This window comes from Curtobacterium sp. 24E2 (assembly GCF_016925595.1).
In the GTDB taxonomy this organism is placed as follows: domain Bacteria; phylum Actinomycetota; class Actinomycetes; order Actinomycetales; family Microbacteriaceae; genus Curtobacterium.
This window is the reverse complement of record NZ_CP068987.1, coordinates 3,388,557-3,412,433: the sequence shown is the minus strand read 5'-3', so window position 1 is coordinate 3,412,433 and position 23,877 is coordinate 3,388,557. Positions and strand designations below refer to the sequence as shown.

Annotated in this window: 22 protein-coding genes and 4 pseudogenes; 14 read left to right on the top strand and 12 right to left on the bottom strand. The window is 71.2% G+C overall.

Features of this window, described 5'->3' with window-relative positions; all coding sequences use genetic code 11:
- Positions 1 to 34 precede the first annotated feature (34 nt).
- The 4 genes from JN350_RS16715 to JN350_RS16700 all read left to right on the top strand — a co-directional run bounded on the left by JN350_RS16715 (position 35) and on the right by JN350_RS16700 (position 2,794).
- Positions 35 to 292, top strand: coding sequence for a hypothetical protein (locus JN350_RS16715; RefSeq protein ID WP_205462886.1), 258 nt, complete (start codon positions 35 to 37; stop codon positions 290 to 292).
- Positions 293 to 315: 23 nt separating this feature from the next.
- Positions 316 to 504: a hypothetical protein gene (locus tag JN350_RS16710; RefSeq protein WP_205462885.1), complete on the top strand. Its 189-nt coding sequence runs from the start codon at positions 316 to 318 to the stop codon at positions 502 to 504.
- 88 nt (positions 505 to 592) lie between these two features.
- Positions 593 to 1,507, top strand: coding sequence for a metallophosphoesterase (locus tag JN350_RS16705; protein ID WP_205462884.1), 915 nt, complete (start codon positions 593 to 595; stop codon positions 1,505 to 1,507).
- Between the two features lie 225 nt (positions 1,508 to 1,732).
- Positions 1,733 to 2,794 (top strand): NADP-dependent oxidoreductase, encoded by a 1,062-nt coding sequence (locus JN350_RS16700; RefSeq protein ID WP_205462883.1) that lies wholly within the window; start codon positions 1,733 to 1,735, stop codon positions 2,792 to 2,794.
- Between the two features lie 51 nt (positions 2,795 to 2,845).
- Here JN350_RS16700 and JN350_RS16695 read toward each other — a convergent pair whose 3' ends face one another.
- The 4 genes from JN350_RS16695 to JN350_RS16680 are packed head-to-tail and all read right to left on the bottom strand — an operon-like array spanning position 2,846 to position 5,781.
- Positions 2,846 to 3,718 (bottom strand): ABC transporter permease, encoded by an 873-nt coding sequence (locus JN350_RS16695; protein ID WP_205462882.1) that lies wholly within the window; start codon positions 3,716 to 3,718, stop codon positions 2,846 to 2,848.
- Positions 3,705 to 4,661 carry an ABC transporter ATP-binding protein gene (locus tag JN350_RS16690; RefSeq protein WP_205462881.1) on the bottom strand — a complete coding sequence of 319 codons (957 nt, stop codon included), beginning with the start codon at positions 4,659 to 4,661 and terminating at the stop codon, positions 3,705 to 3,707. The genes JN350_RS16695 and JN350_RS16690 overlap by 14 nt, the downstream gene beginning before the upstream one ends.
- A gap of 44 nt (positions 4,662 to 4,705) precedes the next feature.
- Positions 4,706 to 5,185: a hypothetical protein gene (locus JN350_RS16685; protein ID WP_205462880.1), complete on the bottom strand. Its 480-nt coding sequence runs from the start codon at positions 5,183 to 5,185 to the stop codon at positions 4,706 to 4,708.
- 23 nt (positions 5,186 to 5,208) lie between these two features.
- Positions 5,209 to 5,781: a hypothetical protein gene (locus tag JN350_RS16680; RefSeq protein ID WP_205462879.1), complete on the bottom strand. Its 573-nt coding sequence runs from the start codon at positions 5,779 to 5,781 to the stop codon at positions 5,209 to 5,211.
- 305 nt (positions 5,782 to 6,086) lie between these two features.
- Between JN350_RS16680 and JN350_RS16675 the strand changes: the two genes are divergently transcribed.
- The 3 genes and pseudogenes from JN350_RS16675 (at position 6,087) to JN350_RS19840 (ending at position 8,489) form a co-directional block, all read left to right on the top strand.
- On the top strand, positions 6,087 to 6,971 hold the full coding sequence (locus tag JN350_RS16675; protein ID WP_205464497.1) for an Abi family protein: 885 nt from the start codon (positions 6,087 to 6,089) through the stop codon (positions 6,969 to 6,971).
- A gap of 47 nt (positions 6,972 to 7,018) precedes the next feature.
- Positions 7,019 to 8,134, top strand: a pseudogene (locus tag JN350_RS16670) (FGGY family carbohydrate kinase); the annotation flags it as partial.
- A 112-nt stretch (positions 8,135 to 8,246) separates the two neighbouring features.
- Positions 8,247 to 8,489: an acetate and sugar kinases/Hsc70/actin family protein gene (locus JN350_RS19840; protein ID WP_240347384.1), complete on the top strand. Its 243-nt coding sequence runs from the start codon at positions 8,247 to 8,249 to the stop codon at positions 8,487 to 8,489.
- Between the two features lie 164 nt (positions 8,490 to 8,653).
- Here JN350_RS19840 and JN350_RS16665 read toward each other — a convergent pair whose 3' ends face one another.
- The 4 genes from JN350_RS16665 to JN350_RS16650 all read right to left on the bottom strand — a co-directional run bounded on the left by JN350_RS16665 (position 8,654) and on the right by JN350_RS16650 (position 13,360).
- On the bottom strand, positions 8,654 to 9,136 hold the full coding sequence (locus JN350_RS16665; protein ID WP_123672440.1) for a ribose-5-phosphate isomerase: 483 nt from the start codon (positions 9,134 to 9,136) through the stop codon (positions 8,654 to 8,656).
- The gene (locus JN350_RS16660; RefSeq protein ID WP_205462878.1) at positions 9,133 to 10,875 is read right to left on the bottom strand and encodes a dihydroxyacetone kinase family protein; all 1,743 of its coding nucleotides are present in this window, start codon (positions 10,873 to 10,875) and stop codon (positions 9,133 to 9,135) included. Before JN350_RS16660 ends, JN350_RS16665 begins: the two co-directional genes overlap by 4 nt.
- 11 nt (positions 10,876 to 10,886) lie before the next feature.
- A complete protein-coding gene (locus JN350_RS16655; RefSeq protein WP_205462877.1) occupies positions 10,887 to 12,134 on the bottom strand; it encodes an MFS transporter in 1,248 nt (415 codons plus the stop codon).
- 95 nt (positions 12,135 to 12,229) lie between these two features.
- A complete protein-coding gene (locus JN350_RS16650) occupies positions 12,230 to 13,360 on the bottom strand; it encodes a zinc-binding dehydrogenase (RefSeq protein ID WP_205462876.1) in 1,131 nt (376 codons plus the stop codon).
- A gap of 105 nt (positions 13,361 to 13,465) precedes the next feature.
- Between JN350_RS16650 and JN350_RS16645 the strand changes: the two genes are divergently transcribed.
- Together JN350_RS16645 and JN350_RS21190 are read left to right on the top strand one after the other, a co-directional pair.
- Positions 13,466 to 14,293, top strand: coding sequence for an SDR family oxidoreductase (locus tag JN350_RS16645; protein WP_275897997.1), 828 nt, complete (start codon positions 13,466 to 13,468; stop codon positions 14,291 to 14,293).
- A gap of 69 nt (positions 14,294 to 14,362) precedes the next feature.
- A pseudogene (locus JN350_RS21190) lies at positions 14,363 to 15,205 on the top strand (sugar-binding transcriptional regulator); the annotation flags it as partial.
- A 198-nt stretch (positions 15,206 to 15,403) separates the two neighbouring features.
- Here JN350_RS21190 and JN350_RS16635 read toward each other — a convergent pair.
- Positions 15,404 to 15,928 carry a DinB family protein gene (locus tag JN350_RS16635; protein ID WP_205464496.1) on the bottom strand — a complete coding sequence of 175 codons (525 nt, stop codon included), beginning with the start codon at positions 15,926 to 15,928 and terminating at the stop codon, positions 15,404 to 15,406.
- Between the two features lie 210 nt (positions 15,929 to 16,138).
- On the opposite strand from JN350_RS16635, the gene JN350_RS16630 reads away from it, so the two are divergent.
- On the top strand, positions 16,139 to 17,671 hold the full coding sequence (locus JN350_RS16630) for an MFS transporter (RefSeq protein ID WP_205464495.1): 1,533 nt from the start codon (positions 16,139 to 16,141) through the stop codon (positions 17,669 to 17,671).
- A gap of 250 nt (positions 17,672 to 17,921) precedes the next feature.
- Here the strand turns inward: JN350_RS16630 and JN350_RS16625 are convergent, their stop codons facing one another.
- Complete coding sequence (locus JN350_RS16625; protein ID WP_205462875.1) at positions 17,922 to 18,269, bottom strand: CobW C-terminal domain-containing protein; 348 nt, start codon at positions 18,267 to 18,269, stop codon at positions 17,922 to 17,924.
- Positions 18,266 to 18,949: a hypothetical protein gene (locus JN350_RS16620; RefSeq protein ID WP_205462874.1), complete on the bottom strand. Its 684-nt coding sequence runs from the start codon at positions 18,947 to 18,949 to the stop codon at positions 18,266 to 18,268. The genes JN350_RS16625 and JN350_RS16620 overlap by 4 nt, the downstream gene beginning before the upstream one ends.
- Positions 18,950 to 19,006: 57 nt before the next feature.
- Between JN350_RS16620 and ykgO the strand changes: the two genes are divergently transcribed.
- Together ykgO and JN350_RS16610 are read left to right on the top strand one after the other, a co-directional pair.
- Complete coding sequence (gene ykgO / locus JN350_RS16615) at positions 19,007 to 19,129, top strand: type B 50S ribosomal protein L36 (RefSeq protein WP_022905672.1); 123 nt, start codon at positions 19,007 to 19,009, stop codon at positions 19,127 to 19,129.
- Positions 19,130 to 19,157: 28 nt separating this feature from the next.
- Positions 19,158 to 19,813: pseudogene (locus JN350_RS16610) on the top strand (histidine phosphatase family protein).
- A 147-nt stretch (positions 19,814 to 19,960) separates the two neighbouring features.
- Here JN350_RS16610 and JN350_RS16605 read toward each other — a convergent pair.
- Positions 19,961 to 21,702 (bottom strand): annotated as a pseudogene (locus JN350_RS16605) (glycerol-3-phosphate dehydrogenase/oxidase).
- Positions 21,703 to 21,893: 191 nt separating this feature from the next.
- Here JN350_RS16605 and JN350_RS16600 point away from each other — a divergent pair.
- Together JN350_RS16600 and JN350_RS16595 are read left to right on the top strand one after the other, a co-directional pair.
- Positions 21,894 to 22,856, top strand: coding sequence for a sugar-binding domain-containing protein (locus JN350_RS16600; protein ID WP_240347382.1), 963 nt, complete (start codon positions 21,894 to 21,896; stop codon positions 22,854 to 22,856).
- A 48-nt stretch (positions 22,857 to 22,904) separates the two neighbouring features.
- On the top strand, positions 22,905 to 23,864 hold the full coding sequence (locus JN350_RS16595; RefSeq protein ID WP_205462873.1) for an AraC family transcriptional regulator: 960 nt from the start codon (positions 22,905 to 22,907) through the stop codon (positions 23,862 to 23,864).
- Positions 23,865 to 23,877 lie beyond the last annotated feature (13 nt).

The window sequence follows — 23,877 nt, the reverse complement described above, 5'->3', positions numbered from 1 at the left end:
GTGCGCCGTCGGCCCGCGGCTCTACGGTGGCGGGATGCGATTCCTGCGTGGCCGAAACCCGTTCCAGTTCGCCCTCGGTGCCCTCGCGGCGATCGGCGCCGTGATCGTCGTCGTGCGGTGGATCGTGAGCGCCGTCTCGTCACAGACGTACAGCTACGCGTACATCGCGGGCGCCGGTGTCGCGATCGACCTGCCGTTCATCGTGGTCGTCGAGCTCGTCACGATCCTGTCGTTCGTCGGGTGGCTCGTCGTCGGCGCGCTGCACTGGGGGCCGCGGCGCACCGACGGCTGACCACCACGGGTAGCGTCCGGTCCATGGCCGACGTGACCCACGCCGCGGACCTCGGGATCGACCTGTCCGACGGCAAGCCCCAACAGCTCTACCGGTGGTTCCTCGCGAGCATGCTCTTCGGCCGGCCCATCCGGCAGGAGCAGGCGGCTACGCGCGCTTCGTCCGCCGGTGCGTGCCCGGGTGACTTCGTGAGCAGAAACGGTCGAGTCTGATACCCCGACCCGACCATTCCTGCTCACGAAGCGCCCCAGCCCAGCCCCGCCCAGCCCACCCATCGCCCCCGTGGCTACCGTGGGACCCATGCAGCCGCCCGCAGCGGGAACCCTCCGCGTCCTCCACCTCTCCGACACCCACCTGACCGGCGACGGCGCCCTGCACCAGGGATCCGTCGACACCACCGCAGCGCTGGACGGCGTGCTCGCCCACGTCGACGGGGTACCCGGCATCGGCCTCGTCGTCATCTCGGGCGACGTGTCCGAGGACGGCAGCCCCGAGTCCTACGCCGCCGTCCTCGAGCGGGTCGGCGGCTGGGCCGAACGTCACGGCGCTGCCCTCATCGCGGTCCCGGGCAACCACGACCTGCGCGAGGGCTTCCGCCAGGTGCTGTCCAACGGCCACGTCCTCGGCGAGGGCGGCCGCCCCGTCATGCACACGATGGAGTACCACCCGCCGACCGTTCCGGTGTGGGGGCAGTCCCTCGTCGCCGGCCGGAGGATCGTCACGGTCGACACGAGCGTGCCGGGTGCCGGCTACGGCGAGCTCAGCGACGCCAGCCTCGAACGGCTCCGCACCGCGCTCGCCGGGGACCACGCCCCGCACGGCACGGTCGTCGTCCTGCACCACCCGCCCCTGCCGGCCCCGACCGAGCTGCACGAGGCGCTCCGGCTGCAGAACCCCGACGCACTCGCCGACGTGATCCGGGGTTCCGACGTGCGCGTGGTCCTGGGTGGGCACTACCACCACCACTTCGCCGGATCGCTGGCAGGCGTCCCGGTCCTCGTCGCCCCCGGGGTCGCGAACGACACGGACGTCACCGGCGCGTACGACGAGGAATCGGCGACCGCCGACAGCGGCGCCCTCGTCGTCGACGTCGCCGAGGACGGTTCCGTCTGGTCGACACCGCTGCGCGTCCCACACCCCGACGCCGACCCGCTCGCGTTCCACCTCGACGCCGAAACCGTCGCGTCCGTCATCGCGGCAGCCGGCAAGCACTGAGCGGCCGGCGTGCAGTGAGCGGCCGGCAAGCGCTGAGCGCGCGACGCGCACCGGGTGCGTGGGCCGCACTGGACGTGCGCGACCGACGGACGGGAGGCCCGTGGCGACGCCGCCACGGGCGTCCCGTCCGCTCGTCGGTTCCGCCCACGGCAGGTACCCCGCCTGCTCGGGCTGCACGCGGGGAAACCGAGTAGGCCGGACCCACACGCCAGCGAAGGAGCACCCATGCGGAACGGCAAGGCAGTCCAGTACGACCGGTACGGCGACTTCAGCGTCGTCGAGCTCGTCCCGCAGGAGAAGCCGGCGGCCGGCCCCGGCGAGATCGTCGTCGAGATCGTCGCCGCCGGGCTGAACCACATCGAGCGCTTCCTGCGCGAGGGGAAGCTCCGGGACCACATCGAGCTCGAGTTCCCGGCACGGCAGGGCGTCGACTTCGCCGGCATCGTCCGGGCGCGGGGCGACGGCGTGAAGGACCTGCGGGTGGGCGACGAGGTCATGGGGCACGCGCCGCAGGGCGGCTCGCACGCGAACTGGATCGCGGTGCCGCGTGGTGCCGTCATCAAGAAGCCCGAGTACGTCGGGTGGGAGGTCGCCGGTGGCCTGTACCTGGCCGGGTGCACGGCGGTGTCGGTGGTGCGATCGCTCCGCCTCGGACCGGACGACACGGTCGTCATCACCGCTGCAGCGGGCGGCGTCGGCCACATCGAGAGCCAGCTGGCGCACGACGCCGGTGCCACCGTGATCACCCTCGGTAGTGCGCGCAACCACGACTACCTGCGGCAGATCGGGACGCTGCCGGTCGTGTACGGCGAGGGTGAGGAAGACCGGATCCGAGCGATCGCGGACGGCCGGCCGATCACCGCCTTCATCGACAACCACGGGGAGAGCAACGCCGAGCTCCTGGCGGAACGCCTCGGGGTCGGGTCCGAGCGCTTCGTGTCGTCGGACGAGCGTCGCGACATCGAGCTCCGCTTCCTGCGCGCCCCGGCAGAGGACGAGGAGACCCGGGAACTCCTGACCACGTTGGCGAAAGCCCTGCAGGAGCGCCGCTTCCAGGTGCTCATCTCGGGCTTCTACCCGTTCGAGTACATCGTCGAGGCGTACGAGGACCTCGCTGAGATGAAGTCACGCGGCAAGGTCGTCATCGGGATGCAGACGGTCGAGACCGGAGCGCGGCTCGACTGGTACCGCTCCGAGAAGGCCCGCGACCTGCGGGACCGCTACGCGGATGCGCGCGGCTCGGAGGCGGAGACGATGGCGGGCGGCTCAGCGACTCCGGCGGGCTGACGGCGGTCGGGCCCGGCGGTCGGGCCTGGCGATCGGGCCCGGCGGTCGGGCTCAGCTCAGGATGTCCTTCGAGGCGAACCGGCTGTACGCCAGTGCGCCGAACACGACGACGTAGCCGAGCTGCAGCAGCGCGTTCGACCCGAACGAGTCGAACGAGATCGGGTCGCGGAGCAGGTCGCCGAATCCCAGCCACTGGTGCGAGAACAGGTACGGGTGCAGCCAGTCGAGCTGGGGGAGCTGGTCGAGGACCTGGGAGGCCCCGGCCAGCACCACCGTCGCGGCCATCGCCCCGACCGGTACGTTCGTCAGCGTCGACGCGAACATGCCGATCGCCACGAGTCCGAGCATGGACAGCGCCACGTAGAGGGCGAGGAGCAGTGCCCGACCGGCGTACGACGCTCCGCCGACCTGGGTGCCGGACAGCAGGGTGACCGGACCGATCGGGAACAGCACGGCACCGATCGCCGCACCGACGAGCACGACGAGCAGCGTGGCCGCCAGGCAGAACGCGACCGCGCCGGCGAACTTGACCAGGATGAACCGCACCCGGCCGGTCGGTGCGACGAGCAGGTAGCGGATGGTGCCGTGGCTGGCCTCGCCCGCGACGGTGTCGCCCGCGACGACGCCGACCGTGAGCGGCAGGAACAGCGGGATCGACACCGTCAACGCGGTGAACGCCACGAAGAGGCCGTTGTTGGTGATGTCGCCGAGGAACGCCGGGCCGCCGTCCTCACCGTCGGTCGTCAGCTTCACGGCGACCGCGATCAGGATCGGCACCAGGGCGAGCGCCCCGAGCATCGCCCAGGTGCGGCGACGTCGGAACACCAGTGCGAGTTCGGAGCCGAGCAGTGCGAAGGGACGCTGCCGGCGCGGTGTCTCGGCAGCGGCGTCGGGCAGTGCAGGGGCAGTGTCAGGCAGCGACATCGAAGCCCTCTCCGGTGAGCGCGACGAACAGGTCCTCGAGCGTGCCGCCGCCGACCGTCAGCCCACGGACGCGGACGTCGGCGCGGACGAGTTCGGCGGTGATGGTCTCGGGCAGGAACTCGTGCGGCAGGTCGGCGACCAAGACGTCGGCGCCACCCTCGTGCCGGGGGACGAGCCCGAGTCGGGTCAGCACGCTGCCGGCCTGCCCGACGTCGGGCGTGCGGACCGTCACGGTGCGCGCCCCGGCGGACCGCAGTTCGTCGAGTTCGCCCTGCGCGACGAGCTTGCCGGTGCGCATCACCGCGGCGTGGGTGCAAACCTGCTCGATCTCGGCGAGCAGGTGGCTCGACACGAACACCGTCGTGCCGTCGTCCGCCAGGGACCGGATGAGGTTGCGCACCTCGCGCGTGCCCTGCGGGTCGAGGCCGTTCGTCGGCTCGTCGAGCACCAGCAGGTCGCGCGGGGAGAGCAGGGCGTTCGCCAGGCCCAGTCGCTGCTTCATGCCGAGCGAGTACGCGTGTGCCTTCTTGTCCGCCGCGTGCGTCAGGCCGACCCGGTCGAGGGCGTGGGCCACGCGTGCCTTGCGGGTGCGCGGGTCCGACGTGGGGTCGGCCGCGTCGAAGCGCTGCAGGTTCGCGCGCCCGGACAGGTACGGGTAGAAGGCCGGCCCCTCGACCAGGGCACCGACGCGCGGCAGCACGTGGTGGAGTGCCTTCGGCATCGACTGACCGAGCACCTCGATCGTGCCGCCGGTCGCGCTCGACAGCCCGAGGAGCATCCGGATGGTCGTCGTCTTGCCGGAGCCGTTCGGCCCGAGGAACCCGAACACCGCGCCGCGCGGCACCGACAGGTCGATGCCGTCGACGGCGCGCTGCTTGCGGAAGACCTTCTGGAGGCCCGTGGTGCGGATCGCGAGGTCGGTGGCCGTGGTCGGACGGGTCACGTCCACGGCGGCCGGTTCCGCCGTGGACGCAGGTTCCGGTGCGCTCACTTCGCGGCGGCGACCAGCGACGACACCGGCACGGCGCCGGCGAGGACCCGGCCGTCGTCGGTCAGGTAGACCGACACGAGCGAGGTCTGGACTGCACGGCCGCCGTCGACGGCCTTCGTGAGCTGGCCAAGCAGGCCCGAGGCCTCGTCGCCGAGGGACGACTGGTCCACCGTGCCGGCGGGGAGCTCGGCGATCGTGCCCCAGCCCTCGCCTGTGAAGGTCGGCTCGTCACCGTCGTGCGCTCCGCGGGCGTGGTCGCCCTTCGCGTGCGCACCGTGCTCGGCGTCGGACAGGTCCTTCTCGGTGACCTTCGCGTTCGACGGGGGCGTGAAGTCGAAGAGCCGCGCGGCCGGTGCGCCGTAGTCGAGGCTCGTGAACCCGACCTGCACCGCGGGGTCGTCCTGCCCGGCGGCCTGGATCGTCGCGCGCAGCGGCAGGCCGGTCTGCTGGTCGACCGCCAGTCGGACGGTGCCCACCAGGGTGTCGGAGGACTTCGGCGTCAGCGTGATCTGCCAGGCGTCGTGACCCGCGACGCTGACCTCGGTCGGCTTCGAGACCGTGGTGCTCGGGGTGATGGCGTCGATGGCCTGCTCGGCGATGTCGGTCGGCGTGGTGGTTCCGTCCTGCGGGTCCTTCGCCGAGTCGGAGGGAGGGTCACGTGGGTGGCTGTGCGCTCCTTCGAGTCCCAGGTCCAGACCTCGGACCCGTTGCGGACCACGTCCTGCTCGGCGAGCTGCTGCGTCAACTGCACGCGCTGCTTGTCGGCGCCGTCGACGTACACGCGGGCGGTGTGCGACGAGGTGAGCAGCCCGAGCACGTCCGAGGCGTCGCCCTCGAGCGAGGAGCCGCCGGAGCCGGTCGGCAGTTCGGGGAGCCCGAGGTCGCTCGACTGCGTGAGCTTGCCGGAGTACTGCGCGTCCGACGACTTCGCGATGCTGGCGATGACGTCGGCCGCGGTCGGGTTCGTCCCCGCGATCGGGTCGTTCGCGGCGTTCGCGATCATCGGGGCGGCGACGGCGCCGGCGACGACCACCGGCGCGATGACTGCTGGCAGCCAGGCTGACTTCTTCATCGGGTTCCCCTCGTGGAGCATCGGAGTCGTGAGTACGGTACGTCCGGCCCCCGACAGGACGCTGGGCGTCTCGACTGGGGAGAACATGTTGTCCACACTCGTTCATCGGACCCCACCGCGTCGTCGACCTCGGGTATGATCGAACCCATCACGATCAGCCCGTCGCCATTCGGCCCGGGCTGATTTTCTTTTCACCTGGGGGTGTGGTGGTCGAGTACTCGAAGCCCTGGCTCACGCTGGATCAGCAGGTCGAGCAGCTTCGCAGCCGTGGGCTCGTCGTCGAGTCCCACCGGGCGGCTGCCGAGATGCTCGACCGAGTCGGTTACTACCGCCTGACGGGCTATCTCCACCCGCTCCGACAGCCCGATTCCGTTGATGGTGGATGCGAGGTCGCGGGGCACATCTCGCTGCGTGAGACGTACCGAACCGGAGCGTCGATCGTGCACGCCCGTTCCCTGATGGACTACGACCGCGCGCTGCGGCTCCTCGTGCTCGACGGAGTCGAGCGGATCGAGGTCGCAGTACGCACCAAGATCGCCCACGTGCTCGGCCGGAACGGACCGTTCGCGCATCGGGATCCGGTCTCGTTCACTCCGTCGTTCCTCCAGGTGGGCGAAGCGGGAACGAGCGGTCACGAACGATGGATCGAGCGGGTGCGCGCCCGGCAGGACCGATCGGACGAGGTCTTCGTCGCGCACTTCCGGACCAGGTACGACGGACAGCTGCCGGTCTGGGCGCTGACCGAGATCCTGGAGTTCGGACAGGTCGCCCGACTGTACGGCGGTCTCTCGAACGTGCTCGGGACGGAGATCGCGATGGCGCTCGGAGCGCCGTCGAAGCGTGTCCTCGGCAGCTGGCTCGCCTCGATCAACTACGTCCGGAACGTCGCGGCGCATCACGCCAGGCTGTTCAACCGCAAGCTCGTGGTTGCTCCGAAACGCCCCGCGAACGTTCCCGAGTTCGACCACCTTCGACGAACCGAACATGCGAAGGTGGTGTTCGGGGTCTACGGAGTGTTGGTGGTCATGGCCTTCCTGCTGCGTCGGATCGATGCTGACTGCGCGTGGCGTGAGCGCGCCACCGCCCTGCTCCACGACTTCCCCGACGTTCCGGGTATGAGCACTGCGGATCTCGGCGCGCCGGAGCGCTGGGATCTGGAGTCGATCTGGCGGCCCGCGGAAGGTTCGTAGACTCGGGACGCGACCGACGGCGGTCGTGTGGCGGCGAAGGAGGCGGCATGCGGGCGGTGCTCGGTCTGGACATCGGGACGTCGAGCACGAAGGCGCTGCTGGCTCGGTTCGACGGCACCGTGATCGCCGAGGTGAGCTGCCGACACGACGTCGACCGTCCTGCACAGGGCCTGGTCGAGATGGATGCGGCCGTGTGGTGGGACGAGTTCACGACGTTGACGCACGAGCTCCTCGCGCTCGTCCCCGATGCCGTCGTGCAGGCGGTGGGGGTGAGCGGCATCGGCCCCTGCGTCCTGCTGACCGACGACGCGGGTGATCCGCTGCGCCCGGCGGTCCTGTACGGCGTCGACACCCGGACGGCCGACCTGCTCGACGAGGTGACCGCGGAACTCGGGGGCGAGGACGCGATCCGGGCACGCTGCGGCTCTGCACTGAGCACCCAGGCCGCCGGGGCGAAGCTCGCCTGGATCGCCCGGCACGAGCCCGACGTCTGGGCGCGGGCGGTCCGGTTCACGATGCCGGCGTCACGTGTGGTGGAGCTGCTGACGGGCGAGTACGTCCTCGACCACCACTCGGCCAGCCAGACCACCCCGCTCTACGACGTCCACGAGAACGCGTGGATCCCGGAGTGGTGCGAGCAGCTCGCGCCCGGCCTGCCGCTGCCGCGGTTGCTGTGGTCGGGTGACCAGGCGGGCGTGGTGACGCGCGAGGCGGCCGCGGCCACGGGCCTCCCGGTCGGCATCCCCGTGACGGCCGGCACCATCGACGCGTGGGCGGAGGGCGTGAGCGTCGGGGAGTCCGTGCCGGGCCGGATGTTCCTGCAGTACGGCACCACGATGTTCATGATCGCGCCGACCGCCGAGCCGACGCCGGTGCCGGGCATGTGGACGACGGTCGGGACGCACCCGGGACAGCCGAGCGTGTCGGGTGGGATGGCGACCTCCGGGGCGATCACCGACTGGCTGCGACGGCTGGTCGACGGCGAGTGGCCGACCATGCTCGAAGAGGCACGGTGCGCCGGGATCGGCGCGAACGGGCTGCTGATGCTGCCGTACTTCGCGGGAGAGCGGACGCCCATCGCCGATCCGGACGCGCGTGGAGTGATCGCCGGGCTGACGGTGCGGCACACGCGTGGGGACATCTACCGGGCGACGCTCGAGGCGACGGCCTACGCGGTCCGGCACAACATCGAGGTGCTGCGTGCGGCCGGGGTCGAGGTCCGCGAGGCTCGTCGGGGCGGGCGGTGGGTTGCTCGGACGGCTCTGGCCGACGATCGTGAGCGACGTGACCGGGCTGCGGCAGACGGTGCCGTCGGTGACCGTGGGGGCGTCGTACGGGTCGGCGTTCTTGGCCGCAGCGCTCGTGGCCGACGTCGACATCCGGCAGTGGAACCCGCCGGCCACCGTCATCGAGCCCGACCCCGTCGCAGCCGCCGCCTACGAGCCGGGGTACCGCGACTACCGCGAGCTCTACGAGGCGACGAAGGCCGTCGTGCACCGCTTGGCCGCGCGCAGCTGAGGTGGCGCGACCGCGGCGCGCACAACCGACGTGAGCCCGAACCGCGCGATCACGTGGCTCGGGCTCACTTTGGTTGTGCAGAACGGTTGCGCGCCGCGCCGCGCCGGTCCGCGCCGGTCCGCGCCGCTGCGCGCCGCTGCGCGCCGCTGCGCGCCGCGCGGCGCCTAGGCCGGGGCGTCGACGCCTGCCGGCGCGCTGCCGTCGTACTCGCAGATGGCCTGGACCTTCGACGCGCTGGCGCTGGAGCGGTCGAACTCGTAGCCCAACCACTCCTTCGCCATCCGGCGGGCGACCTCGACGCCGACGACGCGCTGGCCCATGCAGAGGACCTGGGCGTCGTTCGACAGGACCGAACGCTCGACGCTGAACGAGTCGTGCGCCGTGACGGCCCGGATGCCGGGGACCTTGTTCGCCGCGATCGCGACGCCGAGTCCGGTGCCGCAGATCAGGATCGCGCGGTCCGCTTCACCCGACGCGACGAGTCGCGCTGCGTCGACGGCCACGTGCGGGTACGCGGTGTGCCCGTCCGCGTCGACGCCGACATCGACGACCGACGCCACGCGCGGGTCTGCCTGCAGGTCCTGCTTGATGATCTCCTTGTAGTCGAACCCGGCATCGTCGGACCCGATCACGAGACGGTACGTCATGCGTGTGTTCCTTCCAGTTCGTTCGCACGGGCAGCGAGGACCTCGCCGACCCGCGTGAGGATCATCCCCATCGAGGTGGCACCCGCGTCGGGTGTCCCCAGGCTCTTCTCCGCCAGCGGCCGGGCACGTCCGACCTTCGGTGTGAGGTCCGCTGTCTTGTCGGCCTCGTCACGAGCGACTTCCGCTGCAGCCTGCCACGCGTCGGTGAGCGAGGAACCAGCCGAGACCGAGGTCCGCAGTGCGTCGACGAACGGCAGCAGTGCGTCGAGCAGCGTCTTGTCCCCGCGGGACGCCCCGCCCAGGTGCACGATCGAGTCGGCGAAGGCCTGCGCGGCCTCGACGACGTCGGACGCCTCGTACGCGGAGCGGTCGTCGCGCAGCGACCGGCCGAAGGCCTCGAGTGCTGCACCCCACAGGACCCCGGAGGTGCCGCCCGCGAACTCGGCCCACGCGTCACCGGCGCGTCCGAGGACGAAGGCGACCCCTGCCTCCCGGCCGACCCGGTCGACCGCCCTGCGGGCCGCACCGATCCCCTTGACCATGCCGCGTCCGTGGTCGCCGTCGCCGGCGACCGCGTCGATGCGGCCGAGTTCCTCCTCGTGCTCCCGCAGGAGCGCGTCGATCGCCTCGATCGCGTCGCGTGCCGTCTGCGCGGCCTGCCGGGAGGCATCACTCGCGTCCGGCACGACCGTCGCCTCGTCCTCGGCGTCGTCCACGGCGTCGGCCGGCAGCAACGCTGCGATCGGCGCCGCCGCCTTGCGGTACGCGGGAGTGTAGGTGTCGGCGCGCCACAGGGCGTCGAGCTCGTCGTCGAGCCACTGCAGGGTCAGCGAGCAGCCGCCCATGTCGAGGCTCGTGACGAGTTCGCCGACCTCGGGTTCGACGATCTCGAGGCCGGCGTCCCGAAGGAGCGGGAGCACGCGGCCCCAGAGCAGGAACAGTTCCTCGTACTTGGTGTCGCCGAGGCCGTTGAGGATCGGGGCGACCCGGGTGCCCGCGTTCGTCGGTCGGTCGGCGAGCAGCCGTTCGACGAGCAGCGCCGCGAGGTCGGTCGCGCGGAGCAGTGGGACGTCCTCGATGCCGGGCTCGCCGTGGATGCCGAGCCCGAGTCCGAGGTGGCCGTCGGGCACCGTGAAGAGCGGCTCGGTCGCGCCGGGCATCGTGCACCCGGAGAACGCGACACCGATCGTGCGGGTCGCCACGTTCGATGCGTTGCCGAGGCGCTCGACCTCGTCGAGGTCCGCGCCCGCGGCGGCGGCCGCACCCATCGCCTTGAAGACCGAGAAGTCCCCGGCGATGCCACGGCGCTTCGACTCCTCGTCGGCGCTCGCGATGTCGTCCGTGACCACGACGATCCGGGTGTCGATGCCCTCGGCGCGCAGCCGCTCGGCGGCGAGCCCGAAGTTCATCGTGTCGCCGGCGTAGTTGCCGAACGACAGCACGACGCCCTTCCCCTGGTCGGCGGCCTTGGCGACCGAGTACACCTGCGCGGTGGACGGCGAGGTGAAGACGTTCCCGACGACGGCGCCGGTGGCGAACCCCGGGCCGACGATCCCGCAGAACGCGGGGTAGTGGCCGGAGCCGCCGCCGACGACCACCGCGACCTGCGGGTCGGCGCCCTCGGTGGGCAGGGTGACGACGCCGCCGTGGACGCCGCGGACGCGGTCGGCGTAGAGCGCGAGCCAGCCGGCGAGCTGGTCCTCGGCGAACTCGTCGGGGGCGTCGTGGATCGTGGTCATGCTGGAGTCCTTCAGTGGGAGGTACGGGTGCCCTGCGGCACCTTGAGGAAGTGGATCATCACGAACGCGCAGGCGTACAGGCCGACGAACGTCCAGGTCGCGGCCTGACCGCCACCGCCGAGCGCGAAGACCGCGGCGACCACGCCGGTGCCGAGGAACGCCGCTCCACCGGCTGCCGTCGTGTACATCGCCATCGCGGCGCCCTTGTGCTCGGGGGCGAGCGCCGGCATGATCGCGCCCATCGGCACGAAGCCGGCGAGCAGGCAACCGAACACGCAACCGGCGACGACGGAGAGCACGTAGCCCCAGTCCGACCCGGCGGGGACGAGCTGCGGGACGTACCACCAGGCGATGAGGCCGAGGGCGGACCCGACGATGCCGAACCACTTGACGGTGCGCTGCCAGCCGATCTTGTCGCCGACCCAGCCGAACAGGGCGTTCACCAGGATGTTCGTCGCGTAGACGCACACGGTCATGAGCAGCCAGCGGCTCTGGCCCCACCCGCGCTCGTTCGCGATCACGGCGGGCAGGACGACGAACATGCCGAACTCGGGCGCGGTGTTGATCAGGCGGACCAGGAAGCCCATCAGGATCTTCGGCCGGGTGACGGTGAGGCGGATGCCGCTCGTCAGGACCTGCCAGGCGCTCTCACCGGCCGGGGCGATGCGGGAGAACCCGTTCGGCAGCCGGACGCCGAACAGCATGATGAGGAAGCCGATCACGACCAGGCCGATCGAGGCGACCATCGCGCCGGTCTCACCGATCGTGTCGCCGCCGAACACCGGGATGGCACCGATCGCGAAGAGGGAACCGAGCGTCGGCAGGCCACCCGTGAAGGCGACGTAGAACCAGCCGACGGCCGAACCGTTCCGCTCGACCGGAGTGGTGATGTTCACCCAGACCAGGAACGCGAAGGCGAAGAGCGGGTAGCCGAAGCCCCGGACGGCGTAGGCGACGGCCGCGAACGGCACGCTGCCGATGTTCAGCGCGAGCAGGAACAGCACCTCGAAGACGACCCAGACGGCGAACCCGAGGATCATCACCCGGCGCGGCCCGATCAGGTCGGAGAGGGCGCCGGAGACATAGCTGCCGATCAGGGCGGCGAGGCTGTAGAAGGTCACGATGGTCGCGACGGTGGCCTCGGGGCTGCCGAGGACCGCGACCATGTGCGGGGTGATGAAGTTCGACTCGACGCCGTTCCCGGTCATGAAGACCAGGACGGCGACGAACCCGAGGGCGAGCGGGCGGGGGATCCCCATCCGGTCGAGGCGGCCCTCGGCGCGGGGGTCGTGGGCGCACCGGTGGCGCGCTGTGTCGTCGTTGACATGCTTGCTGACTCCAGGGGTCGGCGGGCTCAGGCCTGCAAGGACGGGAGGATCGAGACCTTGACGCTCGCGCCGGCGGAGTCGCCGACCAGGTCGAGGGCCTCTTGGAACCGCTCGAGCGGGAACTGGTGCGTGCAGATCTCCGACATCGGCAGGGTCTCGGCCTCGAGCAGCTTGATCGCCGCCGGCCAGGTGTGCGGGCCGAGGTGGGCACCCCGGACGTCGAGCTCCTTGTCGTCCGAGATGATCGACCAGTCGACGGAGACGGCGTCCTTGAACACCGAGTACTCGACGAAGGTGCCGAGCTTGCGCAGCAGGTTGAGGCCCTGCGGGACCGCGGACGGGTGGCCGGTCGCCTCGATGTAGACGTCGGCGCCGTACCCGTCGGTGAGCTCCTTGACCCGGGCGACCGCGTCGTCCTCGGCGATGTTGATCGTCAGGTCCGCGCCGACCTTGCGGGCCAGCTCGAGCTTCGCCTCGACCACGTCGAGCGCGATGATCCGGAGCGGGTTCTTCTGTCGAGCACCGGCGATCGCGGAGAGGCCGATCGGTCCGGCGCCGGCGATCACGACGGTGTCGCCGAACTTGATGTCGCCGCGCTCGACGGCGTGGAACGCGCAGGACAGCGGCTCGGCGAACGCGGCGACCTGACCGGGCAGGGCGCTCGACACCGGGTGGGTCAGGGCCTTGGCGGGCACGAGCACGTACTCGGCCATCGCGCCGTCGTAGCCCTTGAACCCGAACATGTCGTGGACGTTGCACATCCAGTACGCGCCCTCGAGGCAGTAGCGGCACTCCCAGCACGGCACGATCTGCTCGCACGCGATGCGGTCGCCGAGCGAGACCTTCCGCTTCGCCAGGGTGTCGTCGTCGCCGGACACGATGGTGCCGACGAACTCGTGCCCGGGGATGCGGTCCGTCTCGGCCCAGGCGGCGCGGTTCTCGTCACCCCAGAACTTCGCGGCGCCGTGGTAGCACTTCAGGTCGCTCGCGCAGATGCCGACGGCGTCGGTGCGGAGGAGGAGATCGCCGGGGCCGGGCGTCGGTACGGGGCGTTCCTCGAGCCGGTAGTCGCCCGGGCCGTGGACGACAACGGCTCGCATCGTCGTGGGGATGGTCGTGGTGGCGGTCGTGGCCGCGTTCTCGGTCGTCGTCGACATGCGCTGCTCCTTCGTTGGATGGCTTCGGCGATGACTGTACACCTGACAGAACGTTTGTCCAGAACACAATTTCTGCTACGTTCGACCCGACGCAAGGGAGCGAACATGACGACCAGCACCACCACCGACTTCGCCGCAGCCCTGCGCTCGGGCCCGGACGCCGTCGACCTGGCGAACGACTTCACCGGCCGCACCGCGGTGGTGACCGGCGGCGCCTCCGGCATCGGGAACGCCATCGCGCGGGCGCTCGCCGCACGGGGTGCGCGGGTCGCGATCGTCGACGTCCGTGCGGACGGCGCCACCACGGCGGCGGCCGACCTGCCGGCCGCGACCGACGCACCGGACGCGACCGACGCACCTGGCGCAGCTGATGCGCCGGGCGCGGCCACGGGCCTCCATGCCGGGTTCGGCTGCGACGTGACGGACGAGACGTCCGTGGCGCGCACCATCACCGACGTCGTCGCACACTTCGGTCGTGTCGACGTGCTCGTCAACTGCGCCGGGATCGCCGCGCTCGCTCCGGCGGACGAACTGTCCGCCGAGACCTGGTCGAGGACGATCGACGTCAACCTGACCGGCACCTTCCGCGTCGCCCAGGCCGTCGGTCGGCGCATGCTCGCCGCCGGGTACGGGCGCGTGGTGAACATCGCCTCGCAGGCCGCGCACGTGGGCATCGACGGGCACGCCGCCTACTGCGCCTCGAAGGCGGGCGTCATCGGACTCACCCGGGTCCTCGCGCTCGAGTGGGGCGGTCGCGGCGTCACCGTCAACACCGTGTCGCCGACCGTCGTGCTCACCGACCTCGGCCGTGCCGCGTGGGCGAACGAGAACGGCATCCGGCACCAGGACGAGATCCCCACCGGCCGCTTCGCCACTCCCGACGAGATCGCCGCCGCGGTGCTGTTCCTGGCGGGGAGTCGAGCGCGATGGTGAACGGCACCGACCTCCGGGTGGACGGCGGGTTCACGATCCGCTGAGGTGTGCCAGGGATACGATCGGCGCATGTCCGCCGAGAACCCTGCCGCCGAGGGTGCCCGGACCCGGTTCCCGCTCGACACCGTGTACCAGGCGGCGCGGATGTACTACCTCGAGGACGCCACCCAGGTCGAGATCGCGTCGCGCCTCGGTGTCTCGCGTCCGACGGTGTCGCGACTCGTGGCCGAGGCGCGCAAGGCCGGACTCGTCCGCATCGAGGTCGTCGACCCGTTCCAGGACGAGACCGTCGCGCTCGCCGAACGGCTGCAGGTCGTGCTCGGCATCCGAGCGGTGCACCTGGCCGCCGTCACGCACACCGCCACGCTCGGCGCTGACCTCGCCGCACCCCTGGCCGCTGCGGTCGAGGGCATGGGACTCGTCCCGGGTGACGCCGTCCTGATGTCGTCGGGCCGCACGGTGTACGACGTCGCACACGCCGGGATGCCGAGCCTGCCCGGCGTGCAGCTCGTCCCGACGGTGGGCGGCCAGGCCGACCCGATGCCGTGGTTCCAGACGAACGAGATCACCCGGACCGCCGCGGAGCACTCCGGCGCGATTCCCGCCTTCCTGTTCGCGCAGGCGCTGCCGTCGCCCGCGATGCGCTCCTCGCTCGACGAGGACCCGGCCTTCCAGCACGTCGTCGGGCTCTGGGGTCGGGCGAAGGGTGCGATCCTCGGCATCGGGGCCCCGACCCCGACGCGCGATGCGCTGGCACGGGGCGTCCCCGTCGAGGACGCCGCGTTCGACCACGCCGCTGGTGACGTCTGCCTCAACTTCTACGCCGCGGACGGTTCGCCCATCGAGTTCCCCGGCAGCGACCGGATGGTCCGGACCTCACGCGAGGTCCTGTCCGGTGTGCCGCACGCCGTCGGCGTCGCCGTCGGCAGTGCCAAGATCGGCAGCATCGTCGGCGCGGTGCGCGGGGACTCGTCAACGAGCTGGTGTCGGACGCCGCGACGGCCCGCGCCCTGCTCGACGCGCTCGCCTGAGCGGTCTGCCGCGACCACGAGGCGGACGGGAGGCGCGGGGCAGCGCCGCCCCGCGCCTCCCGTCCGCCCGTCGCCGCGTCTAGTGCGTGCGCCGCACGTCCCAGAGGTGGTGGACGGGGTCGTGCGCGTAGTAGGTGGCAAGCGTCGCGACGGTGAAGGCGCTGCCGTCCGACCGCAGCCCGGTGCGCTCGAGCTGGTCGTCACGGACCTCGTCGAACGCCCGCGCTGCCCGGTGTGCGGCCTCGCCGAGCTCCCGGACGACGACGGCCGGGTCCTGCTCGCCGTACTGGTCCTGGACCGCGGTGGCGTCCTGGTCCCAGTTCGGGAACGTCGGGGCGTCCTCGGCGAGCATCAGGGCGAGCCGCTCGGTCATCTTCCGGTGCACGTCGCGCACGTGGGCGCCGTACTCGAGTGCCGACCAGGTGTGGTCGTCGGGACGCTCGCGCACGTCATCCCGGCCGAGTTCGGTCGGCCACGCGGTCGTGTTCGCGTCGATGATCCCCGGCACGTCGCGGATCGACACCGTGGCGCCGTCGTAGCCGCACTCGGGGCAGGTGCCCTCGATGACCCAGGTCCAGCTCTTCGTCTCGGGTTCGATCGCCATGCGCCGATGTTACGTCCCCGTTACTCAGCCTTGCGGATCCGCAGACGCACGGGGATCGGGCCCCACCCCCATTCGGGTGACACGCCGCTGCCTGAGAATCACCGGCCAATGACATTTCGGTTGCTCGGTAACGTCGCTCGCTGTTCCCGAGCCGGTCTCCGCCGGCCCGAGCCGGTCCCTGCCGGCTCGTCACGATCCTCGAGGAGAGACATGGGCTCCGATCCCAGCCGTACCCCGACCCGGCCGCACCGACGCCTGCGCGAGAGCGACGTCACCGTGGTCGACAAGAGCATGATGCGCCGCGCGGTGAGCGGCATGGTCGTCGGCAACACGATGGAGTGGTACGACGTCGGTGTCTACGGCTACCTGGCGGTCACGATGGGGAAGGTCTTCCTGCCGACCGCCGAGCCCGCCGTGCAGATCCTGTTCAGCCTCGGTGTCTTCGCTGCGACGTACATCGCCCGTCCGCTCGGCGGCATCGTCTTCGGCCGCCTCGGCGACCGCATCGGGCGCCAGAAGGTGCTCGCGACGACCCTCATCATGATGGCGGCGTCGACGTTCCTCATCGGTGCGCTGCCCGCCTACGCGACGATCGGGGTGTTCGCACCGATCGTGCTGGTCGTGCTGAAGCTGGCGCAGGGGTTCTCCACCGGTGGTGAGTACGCCGGCGCGACGACCTTCGTGACCGAGTACGCCCCGGACCGTCGCCGCGGGTTCTTCGCGAGCATCCTGGACTTCGGCAGCTACCTGGGCTTCGCGCTCGGTGCGACCGTGGTCTCGGTGCTGCAGATCACCCTCGGCGAGGACGCGATGGTCGCCTACGGCTGGCGCTTCCCGTTCCTGGCGGCCGGTGTGATCGGCGTCGTCGCGATCTGGTTCCGTCTGCGCATCGAGGAGTCGCCGGTGTTCCAGGCGACCCAGGCCGCGCAGGAGGCTGCGTCCGAGACCCGCGCGTCCTTCGACGGGGAGCGTCCCGCGAACGTGCTCGTGATGGTCCGAGACCACTGGCGGCCGATCGTCATCGCGATCATGCTCGTCGCGGCGTCGAACACCGTCGGGTACGCCCTGACCTCGTACATGCCGACCTACCTGACCGACTCGCTCGGGTACTCCCCGCTCGACGGCACACTGCTGACGATCCCGGTGCTCCTGCTGCTGGCGGTCATGCTCCCGCTCACCGGCAAGCTGTCCGACAAGCTCGGTCGACGCGTCGTGATGTGGATCGGTGCCGCGACGACCGTGGTGCTCGTCGTGCCCGCGTTCATGCTGATCGGGCACGGTGCGCAGTGGTCCACGCTGGCCGGGCTCGGGCTGCTCGCGTTGATGACCGCGCTGTGGGTGTCGAACCAGGCTGCGTCGCTGCCGGCGCTGTTCCCGACCTCGACGCGGTACGGCGGCATGGGCTTCGCCTACAACATCGCCATCGCGGTCTTCGGTGGGACCACGCCCCTGATCGTGCAGGCGTTGCTGACCGTGACCGGGGACGAACTCGCCCCGGCGTACTTCCTGATGGCGATGAGCGTGGTCGGTGCGATCGGTGTCTTCTGCATGAAGGAGTCCTCGCGCCGTCCGCTGCCGGGCTCGATGCCGGCGGTCGAGACCGAGGCCGAGGCGAAGGAGCTCGTGCTCACGCAGGACACGAACCCGCACCTGGATCTGGGGGACCTGCCGTTCGCCGCGCAGGACGCCGCAGCCCGGGCCGCGCGCGACGCCGCCGACGCTGAGGTCGTGCCGGCCCGCTGACGCTGGGGGCGCTCGCGACGCGACCACGGGCGGGAGGCGCGGTGCAGGTCCGACCTGCACCGCGCCTCCCGTCTGTGCGTGCGCATGGTGCGACGATCCACGCGTCGATCGACTCGTGTTCTGTCGGAAGATGCGCACGCACCGGATGCGTGCGCATGGTGCGACGATCCACGCGTCGATCGACTCGTGTTCTGTCGGAAGATGCGCACGCACGCACGCACGCACGCACGCGCCCCAGCCGCTCCCGCCCTCACTCGTGCCGGTGCTCGGACGCCGGGTCCACCGCCGGCCACACGGGGAACGGGTCCGCCCACCCGCGCCACAGGTCCGGCCCGGCCAGCAGCTCCGGCGGCGTGAGCAGCGCGCCGTCGAGGGCTCGTTCGATCGCCCGCACGTCGAGCCGCTCGCCGACGAACCACAGCGCCTGCCCGATCGGGGCGTCGGCGTCCCACGACGGGTTCGCGGTGGGGTCGAGCGCGAGCATCGCCCCGAAGCTCGACCACGAGCCGACGTGGTCCGGGCGTGAGGCGAGCCGGAAGAACCCCTTCGAGCGCAGCACCCGGCCCGAGCTGCCGGCGGCCAGGTCCCGCTCGATCACGGTGGCCAGTCGCCGGGGTGGAACGGCAGCGGCTCCCGGTAGCGCATCGCGACCAGGTCGTCGCGGGCGTCCCGGCCGGTGTCGGCGCCGCTCGACAGGGCGCGCATCCACCCGGCGCCCGAGGCCAGGACCCGAGCGGCCCCGCCGTTCGACGCGGGCAGGTCGCGCGCGGTCCGGAGTGCGGGCAGCGCCACGATCACGGCCTGCGGCGCGAGCCGGTGCAGCAGTGCGACCAGTGCGCGACGGCGGCGCAGGGACAGTGGCGCGAGACGGTCGAGCGCGATGACGGTCGCGTACTCGGCGAGTGATGCGACCCGGTCGGCGGCCACGAACGCGTCGTCGACGTCGGACCACAGCAGGTGGGCGACGTCGTCGGCGCGCAGCACCCCGACCACGTGTCGGAGCACCCGGTCGTCGCCGGTCTCGCTCCGGGCGGCGTTCGCGAGCATCATGCCCACGGCGCGGGCGTCGGAGCCGGGTCGCAAGGTGACGACGAGGCCGTGGTCGGCGTCGGGGCCGCACACGCGGTCGAGGTGGTCGGCCCGTTCGGCGACCGCGCGGGCCGCTGCGAAGGCGCTCCCGTCGACGTGCATCCGGTGCCCGGTGGTGATCCGGGCGGCGACGCGGTCGGCGTCGACCTCGTGGAGGGCGGTGACGAGGGTGATGGCAGCAGCACGCATGTCGGGTACCCTACCTGAAAACCGTTCTCAACAAGAGAGCGCCGACGGAGGAGAACCATGAAGGTCCGCAACTCGCTCAAGGCACTGAAGAAGATCCCCGGCTCGCAGGTCGTCCGGCGCCGCGGCCGGGTCTACGTCATCAACAAGCAGAACCCCCGCTGGAACACTCGCCAGGGCTGACGTCGGCGGCCTTCCGTAGGGTGGATCCATGCGACTGCTGCTCATCCGCCACGGCCAGACCCCCGCGAACGTGAACGGTGTCCTCGACGCCGTGGTGCCCGGACCCGGACTGACCGAGCTCGGCCAGCAGCAGGCGGACGCCCTGCCGGCAGCCCTGGCCGACCGGGGATCGAGCGGCTCTTCGCCTCGACCATGGTGCGGACGCAGATCACCGCGGCACCCCTGGCGGCGTCGCTCGGGCTCGAGCCCGTCGTGCTCCCCGGTCTCCGTGAGATCGAGGCCGGCGACACCCAGGGCAAGAGCGACACGGTGTCCGTGCAGCTGTACATCTCCACCGTGCACGGCTGGTCCGGCGGGGACCGCACGACCCGGATGCCCGGGGCGGAGAGCGGGCTCGAGTTCTTCGAGCGGTACGACGACGCCGTGCGGCAGATCGAGGCCTCGGGAGTGCAGGTCGCAGCGGCCGTCAGCCACGGGGCGGCGATCCGCACGTGGGCCAGCGCGGCCGCACAGAACACCCCGGACCACTTCGGCACGAAGCGCCACCTCGAGAACACCGGCATCGTCGAGCTCGAGGGGTCCTTCGCCGACGGCTGGCACCTGGTCGACTGGGAGGGTGAGCCGATCGGTGGTGACCAGCTCATCGACCGGACCGCACTGGACCCGACCGGCGAGCGCTACTGACGCACGAGAACGCAACCGCGTGACGGACGGGAGGTGGGCCCCACCCGCCGGTACCGGCGCACCGCGCCAGCGGGGTGACGGCCGAGACGGGAGGGACGGTGCCATCTGGCACCGCGCCTCCCGTCTGTCTGTCTGTCGTTGCGTGTACTACGCGAGCTGCGACGCCGACGTCAGCGGCACGATCACGCGGTGCGCCTCGCGCAGCACGTCGAGCGTGCGCTGGACCTCGTCCGCGCGCTCCTCGGGCGTCCAGTCGAGCGCTCCCGCGAGGACGTCGGCCAGCTCGTCGAGCAGGTCGATCGTGACACCGCCGACGAACGCGAGGTTCGTTCGGCGCAGCACCACGTCGACCAGGTGGACGGCCTGCTCGTGCTCGGCGAAGTACGCGACCTCGGCGCGGGTGAGCGACGGGTCGGACTCGAGGGCCTCGACGGGGCCGTCGGTCAGGACGTCCACGACCTCGGCCGCACGGGTGCCGTAGCGCTCGAGCAGGCCCTCGACCAGGGACTCGTCCAGGCCGTCACGGTGTGACGTGATCCACAGGGCGCGCTGCGCGTCGGTGGTCGGGAACTCCTTGCCACCGCCGATCGGCATGCCGGTGGTGTCGACCTTGCGGGTCATGCCGAGCTTCGTGGTGGCCTCGGTCGACAGGTGTGCGGCGAGGGCACGGAACGTCGTCCACTTGCCACCGACGAGCGACAGCACGGTCGAGTCCGGCAGCCCGGCGATCTGGGTGTCCACGATCCGGTAGTCACGCGACACGAAGCCGGGGGCGGTGTCCTCGTGGCGGGGAGCGGGCGGATGCCCGAGTAGCTGTAGACGATGTGGTCGCGGGTGACGTCGATCTGCGGGAACACGTGCTTGACGAGCCCGAAGAAGTAGTCGATCTCCTCGTCGGTCGTCGTGACCGGCTTCGAGGGGTCGGCGTCGATGTCGGTCGTGCCGATGAGGACCCGGCCCTTGAGTGGGTAGATGAGGACGATGCGTCCGTCGTCGTTCTCGAAGAACAGCTCACGGCCCTTCGTGGCCTCGAGCAGCTCGTCGTTCTGGACGACGATGTGCGAGCCCTTCGTGCCGCCCATGAACTTCGTCTCGCCGCCGAACGCCTCGTTCGTCAGGTCGGTCCAGGGGCCGGACGCGTTGATGACGACCTCGGCGGTGAACGCGAACTCCTCGCCGGTCTCGCGGTCGCGCAGCAGCACGCCGCCGTCGCGGGTGCCGGCTGCCTCGACGTAGTTCGTCGCGCGGGCGGTCGCGGCGGAGCCGGTCCCGGTGCCCGCGGCGATGCCGTCCTTGAGGACGTCGAGGGCCAGGCGCTCGGGCTCGTGCACGCTCGCGTCGTAGTAGGTGCCCGTGTACTTCAGGTCCTTGTTGAGGGCGGGCATGTCCTCGAGCGCGGCCTTCTTGGTGCGGAAGACGTGCTTCGGGACGGAGCCGCCGTCACGCGAGAAGGAGTCGTAGATCGTCATGCCGATCTTGATGAGCATGGCGCCGCGCTCCTTGGTGGAGCGCTGCTTGTGCGTCAGCATGCGCAGCGGAGCGTTCATGATGCCGGAGAACGTCGAGAAGATCGGCATCGTCGTCTGCAGCGGCTTGACGTAGTGCGGGGCGATGCGGATGAGGCCGTTGCGCTCCTGCACGCTCTCGCGCACCAGGCGGAACTCGCCGTTCTCGAGGTAGCGGATGCCGCCGTGGATCATGTGGCTCGACGCAGCGGACGCACCCGAGGCGTAGTCGCCGCGCTCGACCAGGGCGACGTCGACGCCCTGCAGTGCGAGGTCGCGGAACGTGGCGATGCCGTTGATGCCGCCGCCGACGACGAGGACCTGCGCGTTCGGGCGCTCGGTGAGGGCGGTCACCGTGTTCCGGGGCTGTGTCTTCTTCGACATGGTTCGTCGCTTCCTTCGTCGGTTCTCGTGGTCAGGATCGATCGTGCGCCGGTTTGGGAGGTCGGGCAACTTGCGTGCACGAACGTGCAGCACACGTGTCGTGCGCTCCGATCCGGGGGCCGGGAGGCGCGACAGGGGTTGCAGAGGCCGTGCACGTCCGTGCATGGTTGCGTTCGACAGATCGGAGCACCATGAGCGATGCGGCTCAGCCCATGCGCACGCAGCAGGCGCTGCGCGCCGCCCACCTGTACTACCTGCAGGACCTGACGATGGACGCGATCGCGGACGAACTCGCGACCTCACGCTCCTCGGTGTCGCGGCTGCTGAAGTACGCCAGGGACACCGGTCTCGTCGACATCCAGATCCGCTCGCCCCTGGACCAGGCCGCCGCGCTGAGCCGCAGCATCCGTTCGCGGTTCGGGGTGCACGCGCACGTCGTGCCGGTGCCGGACCACACGAGCGACGTCGACCGCCTGGAACGGGTCGCCCTGTCCGCCGCCCGGATCCTGACGCAGTACGTCGAGTCGAACATGGTGATCGGGATCTCGTGGGGCTCGACGGTGAGCGCGGTCAGCCGGTACCTGGTGCCGAAGACCACGCACGGGTCGACCGTCGTGCAGATCAACGGCGCCGCGAACACCCGGACCACGGGCATCGTCTACGCCTCGGAGATCCTGCGGCGGTTCGGCGAGGCCTACGGCGCGTTCGTGCAGCAGTTCCCGGTGCCCGCGTTCTTCGACGACCCGGCCACGAAGGAGGCGCTGTTCCGGGAGCGCTCGATCCGGCGCGTGCTCGACCTGCACGAGCGGATGGACCTGGTGGTGTTCGGCGTGGGCGCCCCGCAGGCCCCGGTGCCGTCGCACGTGTACTCCGGCGGCTACCTCGACCCCGCTGACCGCGACGAGCTCACGAAGGCCCAGGTCGTCGGCGACGTCTCGACGGTGTTCTACCGGGCCGACGGGTCGTGGCGGGACATCGGCGTGAACGCACGCGCCGGCGGGCCGGACCTCGACACCATTAAGCGCGCTCCGCGTCGGGTCTGCGTCGTCGCAGGCCGGTCGAAGGCAGCGTCCCTGCGGGGTGCGCTGGCGTCCGGTCTCATCACCGACCTGATCCTGGACGAGAGCGTCGGGCAGGCGATCCTGCAGCCCTGAATCGCGATGTGTCGCGAGTTGTCGGTGGTCCGTCGTAGGTTCTCGGACATGACGCTCTCCATGGACCGGCCGGGCGGTCGGTACTCCCGTCGCGTGGTCGGCACTGACGTCGACCAGGCGCTCGCCTTCTTCGGGCGCGACTACGACTTCCGGGCACCCGCGGTCCGGCGCACCCGCCCCACGGCGCACTGGGACTTCGCCGGCGTCGGCGATGACCGGATGTCGCTGCGGTCGTCGCGGTTCATGGTCGACCTGCGCAGCGAGAGCCAGGTCGACGACGAGTTCCTGGTGGCCTGGATGCGGAGTGGCTCCAGCCGGATCACCTGTGGCGGCGAGACCTGGGAGCTCGAGGCCGGCGTGCCCGTCGTGCTGCCGTTCGCCGAGCCGTACTCCCTGCACCACCGCGACATCGCGCTGAACCTCGTCCATCTGGACCGCGACTTCGTGCGGTCGCTCGTCGGCGAGGACGACTTCGCGTTCGAGTCGATGCAGCGTCCGACGGCTGCGGGCACAGCCGTGTGGCAGGACGTGGTCCGGACGTACTCGTCGACGTGGCTCGACGTCGACCACGACCTCGACCCGATCGCGCAGCGCGACATCGCCGAGGCGTTCGCGACCGCCGCGATCCGTGCGTTCCCGCAGCGCGACCGCTGGCGGTCGACCGTGGCCGGCGGCGGTCCGGAGCACGGCCGGGTCCGCCGGGCGCTCGACTTCGTGCACGAGCACGCCCGCGAGCCCATCGGCACACCCGAGATCGCCGCGGCCGCGGGCCTCAGCCCGCGCGGGCTCCAGCAGTCGCTGCGACGGCACCTCGACCAGACCCCCGGCGACCTGCTGCGCGGCGTGCGGCTCGACGGTGCGCGGGCGGACCTGCTCGGGGGTACGCGCGACGAGACCTCGGTCGCCGACGTCGCCCGGTCGTGGGGCTTCGGGCACCTCGGGCGGTTCTCGGCGACGTACCGTGCCCGGTTCGGCGAGCTGCCGAGCGAGTCGCTCCGCACGCGCTGACCGCCGCGGGCAC

Coding starts and splice junctions, on each gene's coding strand:
- JN350_RS16635 (WP_205464496.1), bottom strand. CDS start 15,928: ATGGCGATCGAACCCGAGACGAAGAGCTGGACCTGGGTCATCGAGGGC.
- JN350_RS16660 (WP_205462878.1), bottom strand. CDS start 10,875: ATGACCACGATCCACGACGCCCCCGACGAGTTCGCCGAGGACCAGCTC.
- JN350_RS16630 (WP_205464495.1), top strand. CDS start 16,139: ATGGGCTCCGATCCCAGCCGTACCCCGACCCGGCCGCACCGACGCCTG.
- JN350_RS16655 (WP_205462877.1), bottom strand. CDS start 12,134: ATGGGGATCCCCCGCCCGCTCGCCCTCGGGTTCGTCGCCGTCCTGGTC.
- JN350_RS16710 (WP_205462885.1), top strand. CDS start 316: ATGGCCGACGTGACCCACGCCGCGGACCTCGGGATCGACCTGTCCGAC.
- JN350_RS16600 (WP_240347382.1), top strand. CDS start 21,894: ATGAGCGATGCGGCTCAGCCCATGCGCACGCAGCAGGCGCTGCGCGCC.
- JN350_RS16595 (WP_205462873.1), top strand. CDS start 22,905: ATGACGCTCTCCATGGACCGGCCGGGCGGTCGGTACTCCCGTCGCGTG.
- JN350_RS16695 (WP_205462882.1), bottom strand. CDS start 3,718: ATGTCGCTGCCTGACACTGCCCCTGCACTGCCCGACGCCGCTGCCGAG.
- JN350_RS16715 (WP_205462886.1), top strand. CDS start 35: ATGCGATTCCTGCGTGGCCGAAACCCGTTCCAGTTCGCCCTCGGTGCC.
- JN350_RS16675 (WP_205464497.1), top strand. CDS start 6,087: ATGCTCGACCGAGTCGGTTACTACCGCCTGACGGGCTATCTCCACCCG.
- JN350_RS16665 (WP_123672440.1), bottom strand. CDS start 9,136: ATGACGTACCGTCTCGTGATCGGGTCCGACGATGCCGGGTTCGACTAC.
- JN350_RS16705 (WP_205462884.1), top strand. CDS start 593: ATGCAGCCGCCCGCAGCGGGAACCCTCCGCGTCCTCCACCTCTCCGAC.
- JN350_RS16645 (WP_275897997.1), top strand. CDS start 13,466: ATGACGACCAGCACCACCACCGACTTCGCCGCAGCCCTGCGCTCGGGC.
- JN350_RS16620 (WP_205462874.1), bottom strand. CDS start 18,949: ATGCGTGCTGCTGCCATCACCCTCGTCACCGCCCTCCACGAGGTCGAC.
- JN350_RS16700 (WP_205462883.1), top strand. CDS start 1,733: ATGCGGAACGGCAAGGCAGTCCAGTACGACCGGTACGGCGACTTCAGC.
- JN350_RS16680 (WP_205462879.1), bottom strand. CDS start 5,781: ATGAAGAAGTCAGCCTGGCTGCCAGCAGTCATCGCGCCGGTGGTCGTC.
- JN350_RS16650 (WP_205462876.1), bottom strand. CDS start 13,360: ATGTCGACGACGACCGAGAACGCGGCCACGACCGCCACCACGACCATC.
- ykgO (WP_022905672.1), top strand. CDS start 19,007: ATGAAGGTCCGCAACTCGCTCAAGGCACTGAAGAAGATCCCCGGCTCG.